The sequence below is a fragment of the Kribbella sp. NPDC050820 genome (assembly GCF_040653975.1).
Taxonomy (GTDB): Bacteria; Actinomycetota; Actinomycetes; order Propionibacteriales; family Kribbellaceae; genus Kribbella.
In genome coordinates this window covers 148,478-162,693 of record NZ_JBFAHB010000012.1, presented here as the reverse complement: position 1 = coordinate 162,693, position 14,216 = coordinate 148,478, and the positions used below count along the sequence as shown (strand labels likewise).

18 protein-coding genes, 1 tRNA gene and 1 riboswitch are annotated in these 14,216 nt (G+C 69.8%); of the genes, 12 read left to right on the top strand and 7 right to left on the bottom strand.

All coding sequences use genetic code 11. The annotated features are described in order from the left end of the window. Positions 1-2: 2 nt before the first annotated feature. Positions 3-91: riboswitch (ZMP/ZTP riboswitch) on the top strand. 30 nt (positions 92-121) lie between these two features. From AB0H36_RS14125 to AB0H36_RS14090, 8 genes are all read left to right on the top strand, one after another. Continuing rightward, positions 122-955, top strand: a complete 834-nt coding sequence (locus tag AB0H36_RS14125; protein ID WP_360521566.1) for a bifunctional 5,10-methylenetetrahydrofolate dehydrogenase/5,10-methenyltetrahydrofolate cyclohydrolase — start codon at positions 122-124, stop codon at positions 953-955. A gap of 1,446 nt (positions 956-2,401) precedes the next feature. After that, positions 2,402-2,770, top strand: a complete 369-nt coding sequence (gene aroH, locus AB0H36_RS14120) for a chorismate mutase (protein WP_360521563.1) — start codon at positions 2,402-2,404, stop codon at positions 2,768-2,770. A gap of 7 nt (positions 2,771-2,777) precedes the next feature. Continuing rightward, the gene (locus AB0H36_RS14115; protein WP_360521560.1) at positions 2,778-3,842 is read left to right on the top strand and encodes a prephenate dehydrogenase; all 1,065 of its coding nucleotides are present in this window, start codon (positions 2,778-2,780) and stop codon (positions 3,840-3,842) included. A 39-nt stretch (positions 3,843-3,881) separates the two neighbouring features. Further along, entirely contained in the window at positions 3,882-4,568 is a 687-nt protein-coding gene (gene cmk / locus AB0H36_RS14110; protein WP_360521557.1) for a (d)CMP kinase, read from the top strand. Further along, the gene (locus AB0H36_RS14105) at positions 4,565-5,293 is read left to right on the top strand and encodes a lysophospholipid acyltransferase family protein (RefSeq protein WP_360521554.1); all 729 of its coding nucleotides are present in this window, start codon (positions 4,565-4,567) and stop codon (positions 5,291-5,293) included. Before cmk ends, AB0H36_RS14105 begins: the two co-directional genes overlap by 4 nt. Continuing rightward, positions 5,286-6,665 carry a ribosome biogenesis GTPase Der gene (gene der, locus AB0H36_RS14100; protein ID WP_360521551.1) on the top strand — a complete coding sequence of 460 codons (1,380 nt, stop codon included), beginning with the start codon at positions 5,286-5,288 and terminating at the stop codon, positions 6,663-6,665. Before AB0H36_RS14105 ends, der begins: the two co-directional genes overlap by 8 nt. Positions 6,666-6,736: 71 nt before the next feature. Beyond that, positions 6,737-6,810, top strand: a tRNA-Pro gene (locus AB0H36_RS14095). A gap of 298 nt (positions 6,811-7,108) precedes the next feature. Continuing rightward, a complete protein-coding gene (locus AB0H36_RS14090) occupies positions 7,109-7,642 on the top strand; it encodes a group I intron-associated PD-(D/E)XK endonuclease (RefSeq protein WP_360521548.1) in 534 nt (177 codons plus the stop codon). 38 nt (positions 7,643-7,680) lie between these two features. On the opposite strand, the gene AB0H36_RS14085 is transcribed toward AB0H36_RS14090, so the two are convergent. Together AB0H36_RS14085 and AB0H36_RS14080 are read right to left on the bottom strand one after the other, a co-directional pair. Then, entirely contained in the window at positions 7,681-9,840 is a 2,160-nt protein-coding gene (locus tag AB0H36_RS14085) for an MMPL family transporter (protein WP_360521545.1), read from the bottom strand. A 45-nt stretch (positions 9,841-9,885) separates the two neighbouring features. Next, entirely contained in the window at positions 9,886-10,434 is a 549-nt protein-coding gene (locus AB0H36_RS14080; RefSeq protein WP_360521542.1) for a TetR/AcrR family transcriptional regulator, read from the bottom strand. A gap of 117 nt (positions 10,435-10,551) precedes the next feature. Here AB0H36_RS14080 and AB0H36_RS14075 point away from each other — a divergent pair, with 117 nt between their 5' ends. Continuing rightward, positions 10,552-11,496: a trypsin-like peptidase domain-containing protein gene (locus AB0H36_RS14075; RefSeq protein WP_360521539.1), complete on the top strand. Its 945-nt coding sequence runs from the start codon at positions 10,552-10,554 to the stop codon at positions 11,494-11,496. Here AB0H36_RS14075 and AB0H36_RS14070 read toward each other — a convergent pair. The 3 genes from AB0H36_RS14070 to AB0H36_RS14060 all read right to left on the bottom strand — a co-directional run bounded on the left by AB0H36_RS14070 (position 11,483) and on the right by AB0H36_RS14060 (position 12,027). Then, the gene (locus AB0H36_RS14070) at positions 11,483-11,668 is read right to left on the bottom strand and encodes a hypothetical protein (protein ID WP_360521537.1); all 186 of its coding nucleotides are present in this window, start codon (positions 11,666-11,668) and stop codon (positions 11,483-11,485) included. The two genes, AB0H36_RS14075 and AB0H36_RS14070, sit on opposite strands and share 14 nt — an antisense overlap. Before the next feature lie 69 nt (positions 11,669-11,737). Further along, positions 11,738-11,932, bottom strand: coding sequence for a hypothetical protein (locus AB0H36_RS14065; protein ID WP_360521534.1), 195 nt, complete (start codon positions 11,930-11,932; stop codon positions 11,738-11,740). After that, the gene (locus AB0H36_RS14060) at positions 11,872-12,027 is read right to left on the bottom strand and encodes a hypothetical protein (protein ID WP_360521531.1); all 156 of its coding nucleotides are present in this window, start codon (positions 12,025-12,027) and stop codon (positions 11,872-11,874) included. The genes AB0H36_RS14065 and AB0H36_RS14060 overlap by 61 nt, the downstream gene beginning before the upstream one ends. A gap of 23 nt (positions 12,028-12,050) precedes the next feature. Here AB0H36_RS14060 and AB0H36_RS14055 point away from each other — a divergent pair, with 23 nt between their 5' ends. Then, positions 12,051-12,674: a tetratricopeptide repeat protein gene (locus AB0H36_RS14055; protein ID WP_360521528.1), complete on the top strand. Its 624-nt coding sequence runs from the start codon at positions 12,051-12,053 to the stop codon at positions 12,672-12,674. Here AB0H36_RS14055 and AB0H36_RS14050 read toward each other — a convergent pair. Next, positions 12,663-12,932 (bottom strand): helix-turn-helix transcriptional regulator, encoded by a 270-nt coding sequence (locus tag AB0H36_RS14050; RefSeq protein ID WP_360521525.1) that lies wholly within the window; start codon positions 12,930-12,932, stop codon positions 12,663-12,665. The two genes, AB0H36_RS14055 and AB0H36_RS14050, sit on opposite strands and share 12 nt — an antisense overlap. A gap of 13 nt (positions 12,933-12,945) precedes the next feature. Here AB0H36_RS14050 and AB0H36_RS14045 point away from each other — a divergent pair, with 13 nt between their 5' ends. Both AB0H36_RS14045 and AB0H36_RS14040 read left to right on the top strand, forming a co-directional pair. Continuing rightward, positions 12,946-13,260: a hypothetical protein gene (locus AB0H36_RS14045; RefSeq protein WP_360521522.1), complete on the top strand. Its 315-nt coding sequence runs from the start codon at positions 12,946-12,948 to the stop codon at positions 13,258-13,260. Next, complete coding sequence (locus AB0H36_RS14040; RefSeq protein WP_360521643.1) at positions 13,257-13,313, top strand: hypothetical protein; 57 nt, start codon at positions 13,257-13,259, stop codon at positions 13,311-13,313. Before AB0H36_RS14045 ends, AB0H36_RS14040 begins: the two co-directional genes overlap by 4 nt. Positions 13,314-13,469: 156 nt before the next feature. Here the strand turns inward: AB0H36_RS14040 and AB0H36_RS14035 are convergent, their stop codons facing one another. Beyond that, positions 13,470-14,129, bottom strand: a complete 660-nt coding sequence (locus AB0H36_RS14035) for an MBL fold metallo-hydrolase (RefSeq protein ID WP_360521519.1) — start codon at positions 14,127-14,129, stop codon at positions 13,470-13,472. Positions 14,130-14,216 lie beyond the last annotated feature (87 nt).

The following is a 14,216-nucleotide window of genomic DNA, read 5'->3' as shown; positions in this document are numbered from 1 at the left end:
GGACGCCGGACCGCGACTGGCGTTGAGGTGGAGAACCACCGGGGAACGGTCCGCCGGAGAACCGGCTCAGCCGCGCGCCTGGGCACTCGACCTGATGTCGACGCCCGAAGGAGCGCGCCGTATGACCAATCTGATGACCGGCACCGACCTGGCCGCCGAGATGGTGGCGAAGGCCGCCGACCGGGCCCGGGACCTGCAGGAGAAGACCGGCGTCCAGCCGTGCCTGGCGACCGTGCTGGTGGGCGACGACCCCGCGTCGGCGACGTACGTCCGGATGAAGCAGAACCGGTGCAAGAAGGCCGGCATCGGGTCCCGCAGCGTGGTCCTGCCCGCGGAGACCACGACAGAGGATCTCGTCGCCGAGCTCGAGCGGCTGTCCGGCGATCCGGAGGTGCACGGGATCCTGCTGCAGCACCCGGTGCCGGGACACATCGACGAGCGGGCCGCGTTCGAGGCGATCGACCCGGCCAAGGACGTCGACGGGGTGACCATGCATGCGTTCGCTGCGATGGCGTTCGGCGAGCCCGGGTTCCGGTCCTGCACGCCAGGCGGCATCCTGCGCCTGCTCGAGGCGTACGACGTACCGCTCGCCGGCGCCCACGCGGTCGTCATCGGCCGCAGCCCGATCCTCGGCAAGCCGGCCGGGATGTTGCTGCTGGCATCGAACGCCACCGTCACCTACACGCACTCGCGGACCGTCAACCTGCCGGAGATCGTGCGGACCGCGGACATCGTGGTCGCCGCGGTCGGCAAGCCGAACTTCGTCCGCGGCGACTGGCTGAAGCCGGGGGCGGTGGTGGTCGACGCCGGCTACAACGAGGGCAACGTCGGCGACGTCCACTTCGACGAGGCGGCCGCCGTGGCGAGCCTCGTGACCCCGGTCCCGGGAGGCGTCGGACCGATGACGATCGCCCTCCTCCTGGAGCAGACCGTCGACGCCGCCGAACGCATGTAATCACCTGTGATCGGCGGAGGGGGAGACGCTCCGGGAAACACACAACCTCCGGCCGCGGCGGTTCTTTTGGCCGCCTTCGGCGGCGCGCCGAGTCGAGTCGTGACCGGAGGTGATCGGCGCTGAGGGGGTGCTCCTGGAAGGACACGGCCTCCGGCCGCGGCGGTTCTTTTGGCCGCCTTCGGCGGCGCGCCGAGCCGAGTTCGGGCTGGAGAGATGATCGGCGACGGGCACCCTGGTTGGGCGCGCCGGCGGTGGCGGCCGCTGAACATCTGCGGCCGAACGCGGTGTCCGGCCTACTGGGCCGCCTTCGGCGGCGCGCCAAGCTGCGGTTCGGCTGGAGGCGGTCGGCATCGGGAATGTGTTCTGGACACTCGCAGGGACCGGCCTATGGGCTCCGCGCTGAACCCGGGCAGCACCAACTGCCGCTGGGCATTCCGGGGGATAACCCCGCGCGTTGCCCCTTCTCCCGCCGTATCAGCAGGGAGAAGGGGCAACCTCACGGGATATCCGGCTGTTCTGACGGATGTGTGGATCGGCTTGGTGCCCCAGTTCGCCACCATGGCGGTCGGCTGAGCCGCGCCCGCGCAACCCGGCCACTCGCGAACGGGATCCCGAGTTGCGGACCGCCAGGCCATCACAATCGCCACCTCCAACCCGGCACCTGCCTGGTGCCGCCGACGCCGGGCGATTGTGATGGCCCGGCAGTCCGCCGTCGAGCTCACAGACCCGACAACCCGGTGGCGTGCGCCCGCCCAACCCACGCCCACACACGTCCGTCACAAGAGCCGGATATCCCGTGAATTGCTGCCTTCTCCCCTCGTATGAGAGGGGAGAAGGCAGCGTCCGAGGGGAGATCCCCTCGGACGCTGCGGGTGCCGGGACACGACTCGGGTTCGGATGTCTGTTGTATGCCGCGACGTTTCCGCATGCGCCGATCGGGGGTTGGTCCCGCGCTGCAGGTGATCGGCGACGGCGAGGTGTTCCGGCGATGGAGGCGTCCTTCGGCGGTGGCAGTTGTTCTGGCCGCCTTCGGCGGGAGAGGTCACGGTCTTCGGTCGCGGCTGTCCGTTGCCCGCCTTCGGCAGCGGGCCGAGTCGAGTTATGGCCCGAGGTGTCGGCGCTGAGGGGTGCTCCGGACAACCGACGGAAGTCGGCGGCGGGGGTGCCACTCGACTATCCCGAGACGGTCGTCGTCCTCGACGCCGCCAGCCGTGGGTGTTGGCGTGCGCGATACTGCCTTGCGTTGGAGAGCAGGGCGTGTTGGGTGCGCACACCTATGCGGTTGTTCCGCGCCAGTGGCGTTGGCCCGTGCCCGCGGCTGCGGCTCAAAGAAGGTGCCGCCGCCGACGGTAGTGTCCGTTGCTTGGGCGCACAATCCGAGACGCGTGTCCACTCTCTGGCTGGTCTGTCCTAGGGTTGGGCCTAGACGACCAAGGAGGCGAGCACGTGGCGGTACGGGCGATCCGGGGTGCCACCCAGCTGGAGGTGGACGAGCGCGAGCACCTGCTCGAGCGGTCCGCCGAGCTGGTGAAGGCGGTCCTGGAGGCGAATGATCTGGACCACGAGGACCTGATCAGCATCCTGTTCACCGTCACGCCGGACCTGCGGTCGGAGTTTCCGGCCGTGGCGGGCCGCCAGATCGGGCTGACCGACGTACCGCTGATGTGCATGCAGGAGATCGACGTCCCGCACGCGCTGCCGCGGGTGGTGCGGATGATGGTGCACGCCGAGACGCCGCGGTCGCGGGAGAAGATCCAGCACGTCTACCTGCACGGCGCGGTCGCGCTCCGTCCGGACCTGACTGGCGCCCAGTGAGGGCCTCGTGACCGAGCTGCGCGGGCCGGTCCGGATCGTCGGCGCCGGACTGATCGGCACGTCGATCGGTCTCGCGCTGGGCCGGTTGGGCGTGGTCGTGGAGCTGGTCGACGCCGACCCGGACAACGCGTTGATGGCCGAGCGGATCGGGGCCGGCTCCCGGCTGGTCCAGATCGAGCCCCAGCTCGTGGTGGTCGCGGTACCGCCGGATCACGTCGGCCGGGTGGTCGCCGAGCAGCTCGAGCAGACCCAAGCGATCGTCACCGACGCCGCGAGCGTGAAGTCGAAGCCACTCGCCGATGCGCGCCGGCTGACCTCCGACCTCAGCCGGTACGTCGGCGGTCACCCGATGGCCGGGTCCGAGCGCAACGGGCCGCTGGCCGCCCGCGCGGACCTGTTCGACGGCGCGACCTGGGCCATCACCCCGCACGAGACCAGTTCGCCGGAGGCGGTCGAGCTTGTACGGCGTCTCGCCGAGGCGTCCGGTGCTCGGACGGTCGAGTTGTCGGTCGAGGACCACGACCTCGCGGTGGCCCGGGTGTCGCACCTGCCGCACCTGATGTCCGCCCTTGCGGCCGGGACGCTCGCGGACGCGCCCGACTCGCACCTGCAGCTGTCCGGGCAGGGCGTCCGAGATGTCACCCGGATCGCGGCCGGCGACCCGAAGCTGTGGACCCAGATCGTGTCCGCCAACTCGTCGGCGTTGACTGGCCTGCTGGAGCAGATCCGCGGCGAGCTCGACCGGGTCCTCGTTGCCCTGGGCAAGGAGGAGGCCGGCGAGGAGCTGACCTCGATCCTCGGCCTGGGCGTCTCGGGCGCGGTCAGGGTGCCTGGCAAGCACGGCGCCCCGCACATCGACCTGGTGTCCGTGCTGGTCACCATTCCCGACCGGCCGGGACAGCTGGCCCGGCTGTTCGCGGACGCCGCCGAGTCCGGGGCGAACGTCGAAGACCTGCGCATCGACCACAGCCCGGGCCGTCCGGTCGGTGAGGTCGAGCTGGCCGTCAAACCGGGGTCGGTGGACCAGTTGGTCGCCGTACTGACCGAGCGTGGCTGGGTCGTGCACAGGTAGGACACAGCTTTGTCCCCGGCCGCGGGTAATCTCTGGGCCATGATCATCGCTGTGGACGGCCCGAGCGGGTCCGGCAAGTCGAGCACCGCCCGAGGCGTCGCGACCAGGCTGGGGCTGCGGTACCTCGACACCGGTGCGACGTACCGCGCGGTGACGTGGTCGGCGCTCGAGCACGACCTCGACCTGGACGACACCGCGGCGGTGGCCGAGCGGGCGCGTGAGCTCCGGTTGGAGGTCAGCACCGACCCCGGCAAGCAGTACGTGATCGCCGACGACGTCGACGTGACGAGCGCGATCCGGGAGCCGCGGATCAGCGAGAGCGTCAGCAAGATCGCCACCAATCTGGACGTCCGCAAGGAGCTGATCCGGCGGCAGCGGGCCATCATCGACGACGCCCAGCCGACCGGCGGGATCGTGGTCGAGGGCCGCGACATCGCCACCGTGGTCGCCACCGACGCGGAGCTGAAGGTGCACCTGACCGCGGACCAGGACGCCCGGATGGAGCGGCGCGGCGCCGAGCTCGCCACCGGGGCGGTCACCGCCGAGCAGTTGCGGGACCAGATCGTCCGCCGCGACGCCGACGACGCGACCGTCTCGCAGTTCCTGGTGGCCTCGGACGGCGCGGTCACCATCGACTCGACGCATCTGTCCCTGGAGGAGGTCATCGACGTGATCAGCCGACTCGCGAAGGAGGCCGAGGCAGCGCCCCGTGACCGGGAGTCATGACAGCAGAACTCACGGGGCACCTCGAGCTGCCCCGTACCGATGACCTGCCTCGGCTGCCTTATCGGCTCGCGCTGCCGGTTCGCAGGTTCGCGCAGCCGTACTTTCAGCGCAAGTACCGGCTGACGATCCACCACGAGGACCTGTTCCCGCGGAGGGGACCGGTGCTGATGTCGCCGAACCACCTGAGCCTGCTCGACGGCCCGCTGCTCGGGGCGATTGCGCCCCGGATGCTGCACCAGCTCGGCAAGATCGAGGCGTTCGGCGGTCTCCAGGGCCGGTTCCTGCGCCGGATCGGCCAGATCCCGGTCGACCGGTCGGCGTACGACGTCCGCGCCATCCGGCAGTCGATCCAGGTGCTGCGCGACGGCCGGGTGCTGAACATCTACCCGGAGGGGACCCGCGGCGCCGGCGACTTCGCCCGGATCCGGACCGGGGTGGCGTACCTGGCGATGGTGACCGGCGCGCCGATCCTGCCGGTCGCGCTGCTCGGGACCAGGCTGCCGCACGGCTCCGTGGAGGCCTTTCCACCGGCCGGGAGCCGGATCGACGTGGTCTATGGCGAGCCGTTCTCGATCGACCGCGTACCCTTTCCCAGGAGGCACTCCGACGTACGGGCGGTTGCCGACCAGATCGGCGACGTGCTGCGGACTCATGTCAGGGCGGCCGTCGAAGCTACCGGCCACCCGCTCCCGGGCGCGCCAGACGTGAAGGATCCTGATGAGTGACCTGCCCACCGGCTACGACTTTGCCGAGCCCACCCACGAGCGCGAAGACACCGGGCCGCTGCCCGTGCTCGCGATCGTGGGCCGGCCGAACGTGGGCAAGTCCACGCTGGTGAATCGCATCATCGGCCGCCGCGAGGCCGTCGTCGAGGACACCCCGGGCGTCACCCGGGACCGGGTCTCGTACGACGCCAACTGGGCCGGCCGCGGTTTCACGGTCGTCGACACCGGCGGCTGGGACCCGGACGCGGTCGGGATGGCCGCGCTAGTCGCCGCCCAGGCCGAGGTCGCGATCAACGCCGCCGACGCGGTCCTGTTCGTGGTGGACGCAACGGTCGGGATCACCGACGCCGACGAGGCCGTCGTGCGAGTACTGCGGAAGTCCGGCAAGCCGGTCGTGCTGGCCGCGAACAAGGTCGACGACCAGCGGGTCGAGTCCGAGGCGATGAACCTGTGGAGCCTCGGCATCGGCGAGCCGTTCCCGGTGTCGGCGATGCACGGCCGCGGCACCGGCGACATGCTCGACGCCGTACTGGCCGCCCTGCCGGAGGCGCCGCCGGAGCGGGACGCCGAGGCGGGCGGGCCGCGCCGGATCGCGATCGTCGGCAAGCCGAACGTGGGCAAGTCCTCGCTGCTGAACAAGGTCGCCAAGGAGGACCGCGTCGTCGTCAGCGACGTCGCCGGTACGACGGTCGACCCGGTGGACGAGCTGATCACGCTCGGCGGCCAGGAGTGGCGGTTCATCGACACGGCCGGGATCCGGCGGAAGGTGAAGAACGCCAGCGGCCACGAGTACTACGCCTCGCTGCGGACCAACGCGGCGATCGAGCGCGCCGAGGTGGTCGTGGTGGTGATCGACGCCTCCGAGGTGATGTCGGAGCAGGACATCCGGATCATGAACGCGGTCGAGGAGGCCGGCAAGGCGCTGGTGATCGCGTACAACAAGTGGGACCTGGTCGACGAGGACCGGCGCTACTACCTGGAGCGCGAGATCGACCGCGACCTGGTGCAGTTCCGGTGGGCGCCGCGGGTGAACATCAGCGCGCTCACCGGGCGGCACATGGAGAAGCTGGTGCCGGCCATCGAGGCGGCGCTGGAGGGCTGGCAGACCCGCGTCCCGACCGGTCAGCTGAACGCGTTCCTCGGCCGCCTGGTCGCCGCGCACCCGCACCCGGTCCGATCGGGCAAGCAGCCGAAGATCCTGTTCGGCACCCAGGCCACCACGATGCCGCCGACCTTCGCGATCTTCACCTCCGGCGCGCTGGAACCGTCGTACCAGCGCTTCATCGAGCGCCGCCTCCGCGAGGACTTCGGCTTCGTCGGCAGCCCCGTCCACGTCCAGGTCCGGGCCCGCTCGAAGAAGCAAAAGCGCTGACCGGACCCTGGTCAAAGCACTCCGCAGGATGGGGTAAGGTTTACCCCGGTCGCCTCTCCGGAGGCGAGCCACGGGCTGTGGCCTAGTCAGGTAAGGCGCTAGTCTGGGGGACTAGAGATCCCGAGTTCAAATCTCGGCAGCCCGACCCCAAGAGGGGCACCGATATCTGTCGGTGCCCCTCCTTATGTTTGGCGTCATGGAGAACACGGGGAACCGACGCACCTGGACCGATGCTCAACTATGTAAGGCGGTCGAGAGCAGCCCGTCGTGGCGTGCGGTCGCGCGCGCACTGGGCTTGAAGGGAACATCCGCGGGGACGATCCGGGTGATCAAGCGGCATGTGGCCCCGTCTCGAGCTGGACACATCGCACTTCACCGGACAACGTCGCTGGTCTGATCTGCGACTGCGTGCAGCCGTGGCGGGGGCGAGTTGCTGGGCGGACGTGCTCGCCAGTCTCGGTGTCATCGACAACGGAGAGGACCGAGTCCGGATCAAGGGTCATGCGGTCCGGCTGGGCTTGGACTGCACTCATCTGAAGTCGCCGCAAGCCCGGTCGAACCCGGTCGAAGTATTCGACGAGCCGGTCCGGCCGGACATGCTTCGCTATTCGGCGGCAGCCCTGGCAATGGCCTGGTTCTCCTTGCGTGGATGTGCGGTTGCGTTGCCGATCGAGCCCCAGGAGTACGACCTCCTGGTGACGACATCCAAGGGCGTTCAGCGTGTACAGGTGAAGTCCTGTGCATCCCGCAACGGACGGGGTTACTGGGATGTCGGTATCGGACGTCGGCCGTATGTGCTCGACAAGTCCGCGAGCAAGATGCCTTATGACCCTGACGTGATCGACATGTTCTTCATCGTGCTCGGCGACGGCAGCATCTATGTCATCCCCAGCTCTGTCCTGGCTGGGCCGGGTGAGCATCTCGGCGGAGAGCTACACGCCGTATCGCGTGGGCGACGCGTCGAGCTTGTTACGTAGTGGGGCACCAGCAGGCGCTGATGCCCCAGGCGTCGGAATCAGCGCACGCCCGCGAGTTCCGTGGGCTCCGGTTCCTCGACGCGCAAGGACTCGCCTTCGATGTCGACTTTGGGAGTGATGCGGTCGAGCCAGCGGGGGAACCACCAGGCGCGGTCGCCGAGGAGGCTGAGGACGGCGGGGACCAGGGTCATCCGGACGATGAACGCGTCGACCAGGACGCCGATGGTGAGGCCGAAGCCGATCGCCTTGATGATCGGGTCGTGCACGAAGATGAAGCCGGCGAAGACGGAGGCCATGATCAGGGCGGCCGCCGTGACCACGCGGGCGCCGTGGCCGAGGCCTTCGACGGTGGCCTCGGTGGCGTGCTTGCCGTGCACGAACTCCTCGCGGACCCGGGACACGATGAAGACCTCGTAGTCCATCGCCAGCCCGAACAGCACGCCCATCATGATGATCGGCAGGAAGCTGACCAGCGGCCCGGGCGAGTCCACCCCGAGCAGCGACGCGCCCCAGCCCTGCTGGAACACCGCGACCGTGATCCCGAACGTCGCCCCGATCGTCAGCACGAACCCGAGCGTCGCCTTCAACGGCACCAGCAACGACCGGAACGCCAGGAGCAGCAGCAGGAACGACAGCCCGATGACCACCAGCAGGTACGTCGGCAACGCGTCGGACAGCTTGTTGGACACGTCGACCCCGACGGCCGTGTTGCCGGTCACGGAGATCGTCGTGTCACCGGTGGCGAGCGGCGCGATCGCGGACCGCAGGTTCTTGACCAGGTCCGCGGTCTCCTCGGTCGCTGGTCCGCTGGCCGGGATCACCTGCAGCAACCGCGTCGTACCGTCGGCGCTCGCGGGACCGGGTTGGGCCGCGACGACATCCGGGAGCCCTTGGGTCTTCGCTAGCACCTGCTGGACGACGGCCTCCGCGTTGTTGCTCTTGACGACGACCACGAGCGGACCGTTGGCGCCCGGTCCGAAGGCGGCCGCGGTGAGGTCGTAGGCGACCCGCTGGTTGGTCCCGGCCGCGGCCGACGCGCCGTCCGGCAACGCCAGCCGCATGTCCTGCACCGGGAGCGCCAGCGCCCCGAGCCCGATGATGCCGAGAGCAACGATCGGCACGCGGAAGCGGGTGGTGAACCGGCCCCACCGGAACCCGAACCCTTCGGCGGCCGGAGCTGTCGGTGCCTTCCGCAACTTCCGCGGCAGCACCCGCTTGCCCACGAACCCGAGCAATGCCGGCAGCAGCGTCAACGCCACCAGTACGGCGGTCAGCACGGTCGCCGCGGCCGCAAGGCCCATCGCGGTCAGGAACGGTACGCCGACCACACTGAGCCCGGCCAGCGCGATCACGACTGTCGCACCGGCGAACAGCACCGCCGACCCCGCGGTCGCGGTCGCGCGGCCGACCGACTCCTCCTCGTCCATGCCCTCGGCCAGCTGAGTCCGGTGCCGTGAGCTGATGAACAGCGCGTAGTCGATCCCGACCGCGAGTCCCAGCATCAGCGCCAGGATCGGCGCCGTCGACGACACGTCGATGAACGCGGTGACCAGGAACAGCCCGGCCATGCCGGCGATGACGCCGAGCAGCGCGGTGAGCAGCGTCATCCCGGCAGCAACGAGCGACCCGAACGTGACGACCAGTACGACGGCCGCGACCGCGACCCCGATGATCTCGGTGGCGCCGACCTCGGGGACACCGCCGGCGATCTGTCCGCCCGGGACCACCTGAAGATCCCCGGAGCTGAGTTCGCTGAGCGCGTCGTACGCCTCGGTGCTGTCCTTGCTCAGCTCGTCGGCCGGCTTGGCGAACTGGACGCTGATCAGGCCGGTCTTCCCGTTCGGGCTGATCGCCTTGCTGGTGAACGGGTCGACCGCGCCGATCACCTCCGGGACCTTCGCGACCTTGGCGACGGTCGTGCCGACGGCGGCCTTCACGGCCGGGTCGGCGAGCGTCTTGCCCTCAGGTGCCTTCACCACCACGGTCGCAGAGGCGCCACTCGCGGCCGGGAGCTCGGTCTTCAGGGCGTCGAGCGCGCGCTGCGACTCGGTGCCCGGGATCGAGAACGTATTGGTCGTCTTGCCGCCGAGGGTCAGTGCGCCGACCCCGAGCAGGACGAGGAAGACCGCCCAGACGGCAGCGACCAGCCGTCGGCGCTGGTAGGAGAACCGGCCGAGCCGGTACAGCAGATTGGCCATCGGGAATGCGTCCGTTTCGTGTGCAGGGGGAGGTTGCGGTGCAGATCAGGCGCGCTTGAGCAGCCGTCGTAGGGCGGTGTCGCAGAGCGTGCGGAGCTCCTCGTCGGTGCGTTCGCCGGGATGCCGGCACTCGCCGAGCAGGCCGTTGATCCCGAGCGTGGCGAGGTCGCGCTCGAGTTTGTCGTCACTGCCGGCCAGGAAGCCGGACAGCTGCATGCCGTCGGTGATCAGGCCGCTGATCTCAGGGATCTCGTCGATCACCGGGAGGATGTCCTGGACGACCTGGACCACCCCGCGGTGCTTGACGGAGAGGTCGGTGAACTGCTGGATCGCGATCTCTTGAGCCACCGCCCGCGGCAGCCCGTCGACGGTCCGGATCAGAGCGGCGAGGTCGGCGGCCGCGGGCTCGAGGACGGCGGCGAGCACGGCGGGCTTGCCGTGGAAGTGGTAGAGCACCGTCGCTTTCGAGCAGCCGGCCGCGGTCGCGATGTCCTGCAGCGACGTCGCGTTGTAGCCCTTGGCCTGGAACAGGCCCATCGCCTGACGCACGATCTCGTGCCTGGTCCGCTCCCGGGCGGGGGTGGTGACTGCCATCTCAGTAGCTTCCCTGACCGATCGGCCAGGTTTCAACCGATCGGTCAGGATTGTGGCCTGCCTCACCAGAACTCCGGGCTTTGTTTGCGGCGTAATGTTGTAATTCAGGAGGCGGAGATGGCCGAGGAGACTGCTGGGGACGACGTACTGGACGCTTACTCGCGGGTGGTCTCGGGTGTGGCGGAGCACTTGATCCCGCGGGTGGCCAGCCTGCGGAGCGCGAGCCGGCGCGGTGATTCGTCGGGTTCCGGCGTGGTGCTGACCGAGGACGGCCACCTGCTCACCAACGCCCACGTGGTCGGCAGCGCCGAGCAGGCGACGGCCGAGTTCGCGGACGGTACGGCGGCGCAGGCCCGGGTGATCGGGGTCGACCGGCTGTCCGACCTCGCCGTACTGCGGTCCGACCGCGACATCCCGGATCCGCCCGAGTACGGCGACGCGGACCAGTTGAAGGTGGGCAACCTGGTAGTGGCGGTCGGCAACCCGCTGGGCCTGGCCGGGAGCGTGACGGCCGGCGTGGTCAGCGCGCTCGGGCGGTCGCTGCCGGTGCGGACCGGAAATGCGACCCGCATGATCGAGGATGTGATCCAGACCGACGCGGCCCTGAACCCGGGCAACTCCGGCGGAGCGCTTGCCGACGGCAACGGGCGGGTGGTCGGCATCAACACCGCGGTCGCCGGGATCGGCCTCGGCCTCGCGGTCCCGGTGAACCAGACCACCCGGCGGATCATCTACGCGCTGCTGCATGACGGGCGGGTGCGGCGCGCGTACCTCGGGCTGGTGACGACGCCGGCGCCGTTGCGTCCACAGCTCGCGGAACGCTTCGACCAACGAACCGCGCTCCGTGTGGTCGAGGTGATCACCGGCAGCCCCGCCGCACAGGCCGGTCTCCGCCAAGGCGATCTCGTCCTGGCGGTTGACGGCGTACCCCTGCGGGATGCGCAGTCGCTGCAGCGTCAGCTCTTCGAGGATGCGATCAACCGCCGTACCGAGATCACCGCGATCCGCAACGGCGCCTTGGTCGACGTGGTGGCTCTGCCGGCCGAGCTCACTGACCGGTAGTCAGGTCCGCTCGCAGCAGGACGCCCGTACCAGGACGCAGTGGGTCGCCGGGGAACGAGAACGCTCGGGTGAGCTCGGTGAAGCCGAGGCGGTGGTGGAGGTCGAGCGTGGCGCCGTTCGCGAGGTTGGCGAAGTAGTAAACGCAGTCGGCACGGCCGGAGGTCCAGCGCATTCGGTCGACGGTGAGGAGCTCGCCGACGCCGTGCCGGCGCCAGGCTGGTGCGACGATCAGGCCGACGAGCTAGTACCCGGTCGGCGCCGTGTCCGGCGGATCGCCGGGGGAGACGTGGTGGTGGATCACGCCGCCGTACCCGATCACCTCGTCGCGGGCGCAGGCGACCGCGGCGTACCGGTGCGGGTCGCGCAGGTCGTCCCTCAGGCGGTGTGCGCGTTCTTCGACAGAGCGCCGGTCCGGGACACGATCAGTCGAGCGCACGCCTCGAGATCCGCGACGTGCGCCGGGCGCACGATGATCGACGCGCCGACCGGTCGTCGGCCGGCGCCCGGCTGGTAATCCGCGAACCCGCTCACCTCGGCAGCTTAGGATCGGCCGGGTGGACGAACGAGTGAGGCTGGCGGGGGAGCTGTACGAGCGGGCGATCTTCAACGGTGAGGCCGGCGTTCTGGCGCGGGCCGATCGGGAGCTGGACGCGGCGGAGGCTGAGCTCGCGTTGGCGCGGGGGAAGGTGTTGCATGGGCGATTCCTGGAGACCGGGGTCGAGGACGCTCGAGAGTTGGAGTTGTTCGAGCGGGCGTTGGGCCTCTACGACGCGCTGGGTGATGAGCGTGGGCAGGGCGAGGCGTACTTCTGGATCGGCTGCTTCCACCAGGTCGTGCGCGACGACAGCGAGCCTGCGGTGTCGGCGTTCACCCGCTCGCGTGAGCTGGCGCAGAAGCGCGGCGACGACCTGATGCTGTCCTACGCTCTCCGCCATCTGGGCGTCGCCGCTCATATGGCGGGCGACGCTGACCAGGCCCGCGCGCTGCTGGAGGAGTCGACGGCGCTGCGCCGTACCCTCGGCTTTACTGCCGGCGTGGCGGCGAACATGGTCGGCCTGATCTACCTGTCCAGCGGCGACGAGGCGCATGCATTGGCCGACGAGGCCGCCAGCCTCGCGGCCTCCGTCGGCGCCGACGCCATCAGCAAACAGATCGAAGAAGCCCGCTCACGCCTGTAGCGGTCCGCCCCGGAGCGGTTGGCCGGTCTGAGTACGGCGCTCGTTGTCGCGGACCCGCGGTTCGTAGTGCGCGAAGAAGATCTTGCCGACCAGGTCACGGCGGCTGTGCACACCGGTCTTCTCGAAGATGCTCTTCAGGTGCTGCTGAACGGTGTGCGCGGAGACGACCAGCCGGTCGGCGATGTCCACGGTCGACTCGCCCTGCAGCACCAGCCGGGTCACCTCCTGCTCGCGCTCGGTCAGCCCGTACGCCGCCATCAGCAGCGGAGCGATGCGGATGGGGTGGGCCGGGGGATTGGTGGTACGAGCCAGGAGCCTGCGGGGGCTGCTCTGGGCACTGCTCGACGCACAGTCCGCCGGCCACGACGTACCGCGTGAGGTCCTGACCGGCCTCATGGACCTGGCGCGCGAAGACGTCTCCGTGGCCGCGAACGGCGTCGTCACCCCACACTCCACCGAGGGTGCGCTCGCGACCATCGCGCTCCACGGCATCAAGCTGGCACTGAGCCCGCCGCCCCAACCGGTCCGCACCTGCGATCGCTGCGGCTGGTTCTTCCTCGCCCGCGCCGCCGCTGGTGCAGCATGAAAACCTGCGGCAACCAAACCAAAGCCGCCCGCTACCGAGCAACCCACCCCTGACCCCGTCACCACCCCCGGGCAGGGCGGTTCACGCTTCGTCGGGTTAGCTCTCCACGACGCCGACATGCGGAGAGAGGTAAGCGTCTGCTTCTGGGAAGACCGAGCCGCGCTTCATCCCTGGCTGAGGTTGTCAGCCTTCCCGCCGAACGCGTCTGCCTACCAGCCGCGGGCGCGCCATTCCGGGAGGTTGGGGCGTTCTTTGCCGAGGGTGGTGTCGGCGCCGTGGCCGGGGTAGACCCAGGTTTCGTCGGGGAGGGCGTTGAACAGCTTGGCCTCGACGTCGTTGATGAGTGAGGTGAAGCGCTCGGCGTCGCCCTGGGTGTTGCCGACCCCGCCGGGGAACAGCGAGTCGCCGGTGAACAAGTGCGGTGCGCCGGCCGGGTCGTCGTACAGGAGGGCGATCGAGCCCGGGGTGTGGCCGACCAGGTGGATGACGCGGAGCGAGCACTGGCCGACCGGGATGGTGGCGTTCTCGTCCACGAGCTCGTCGGTGGGGACGTCGATGCCCTCGGCGTCGTACCGGCCCGCCACTGTGGTCGCGTTGGTCCGGGCCACCACCTCGGCGAGCGCCTGCCAGTGGTCCTGGTGCCGGTGCGTCGTGACGACTCGCTCGAGCCCGCCGTCGCCGATCAGCCGGAGCAGCGTCTGCGCCTCATTGGCCGCGTCGATCAGCACCTGCTCGTCGGTACGGCGGCAGCGCAGCAGATAAGCGTTGTTGTCCATCGGCCCGACGGCGACCTTGGTGATCATCAGCTCGGCCAGCTCGTGGGTCTGCACCGGCCCACCCACCCTGACGTTCCCGTGGTACTCCGCCATCAGCCCTCCTGGGTCTCGGTCCTCCGGGTCCGATCCTTGCACCGATCGGGCCGTGCGGTCATGTCGGCCGAGTTGCCAGAACCGGTG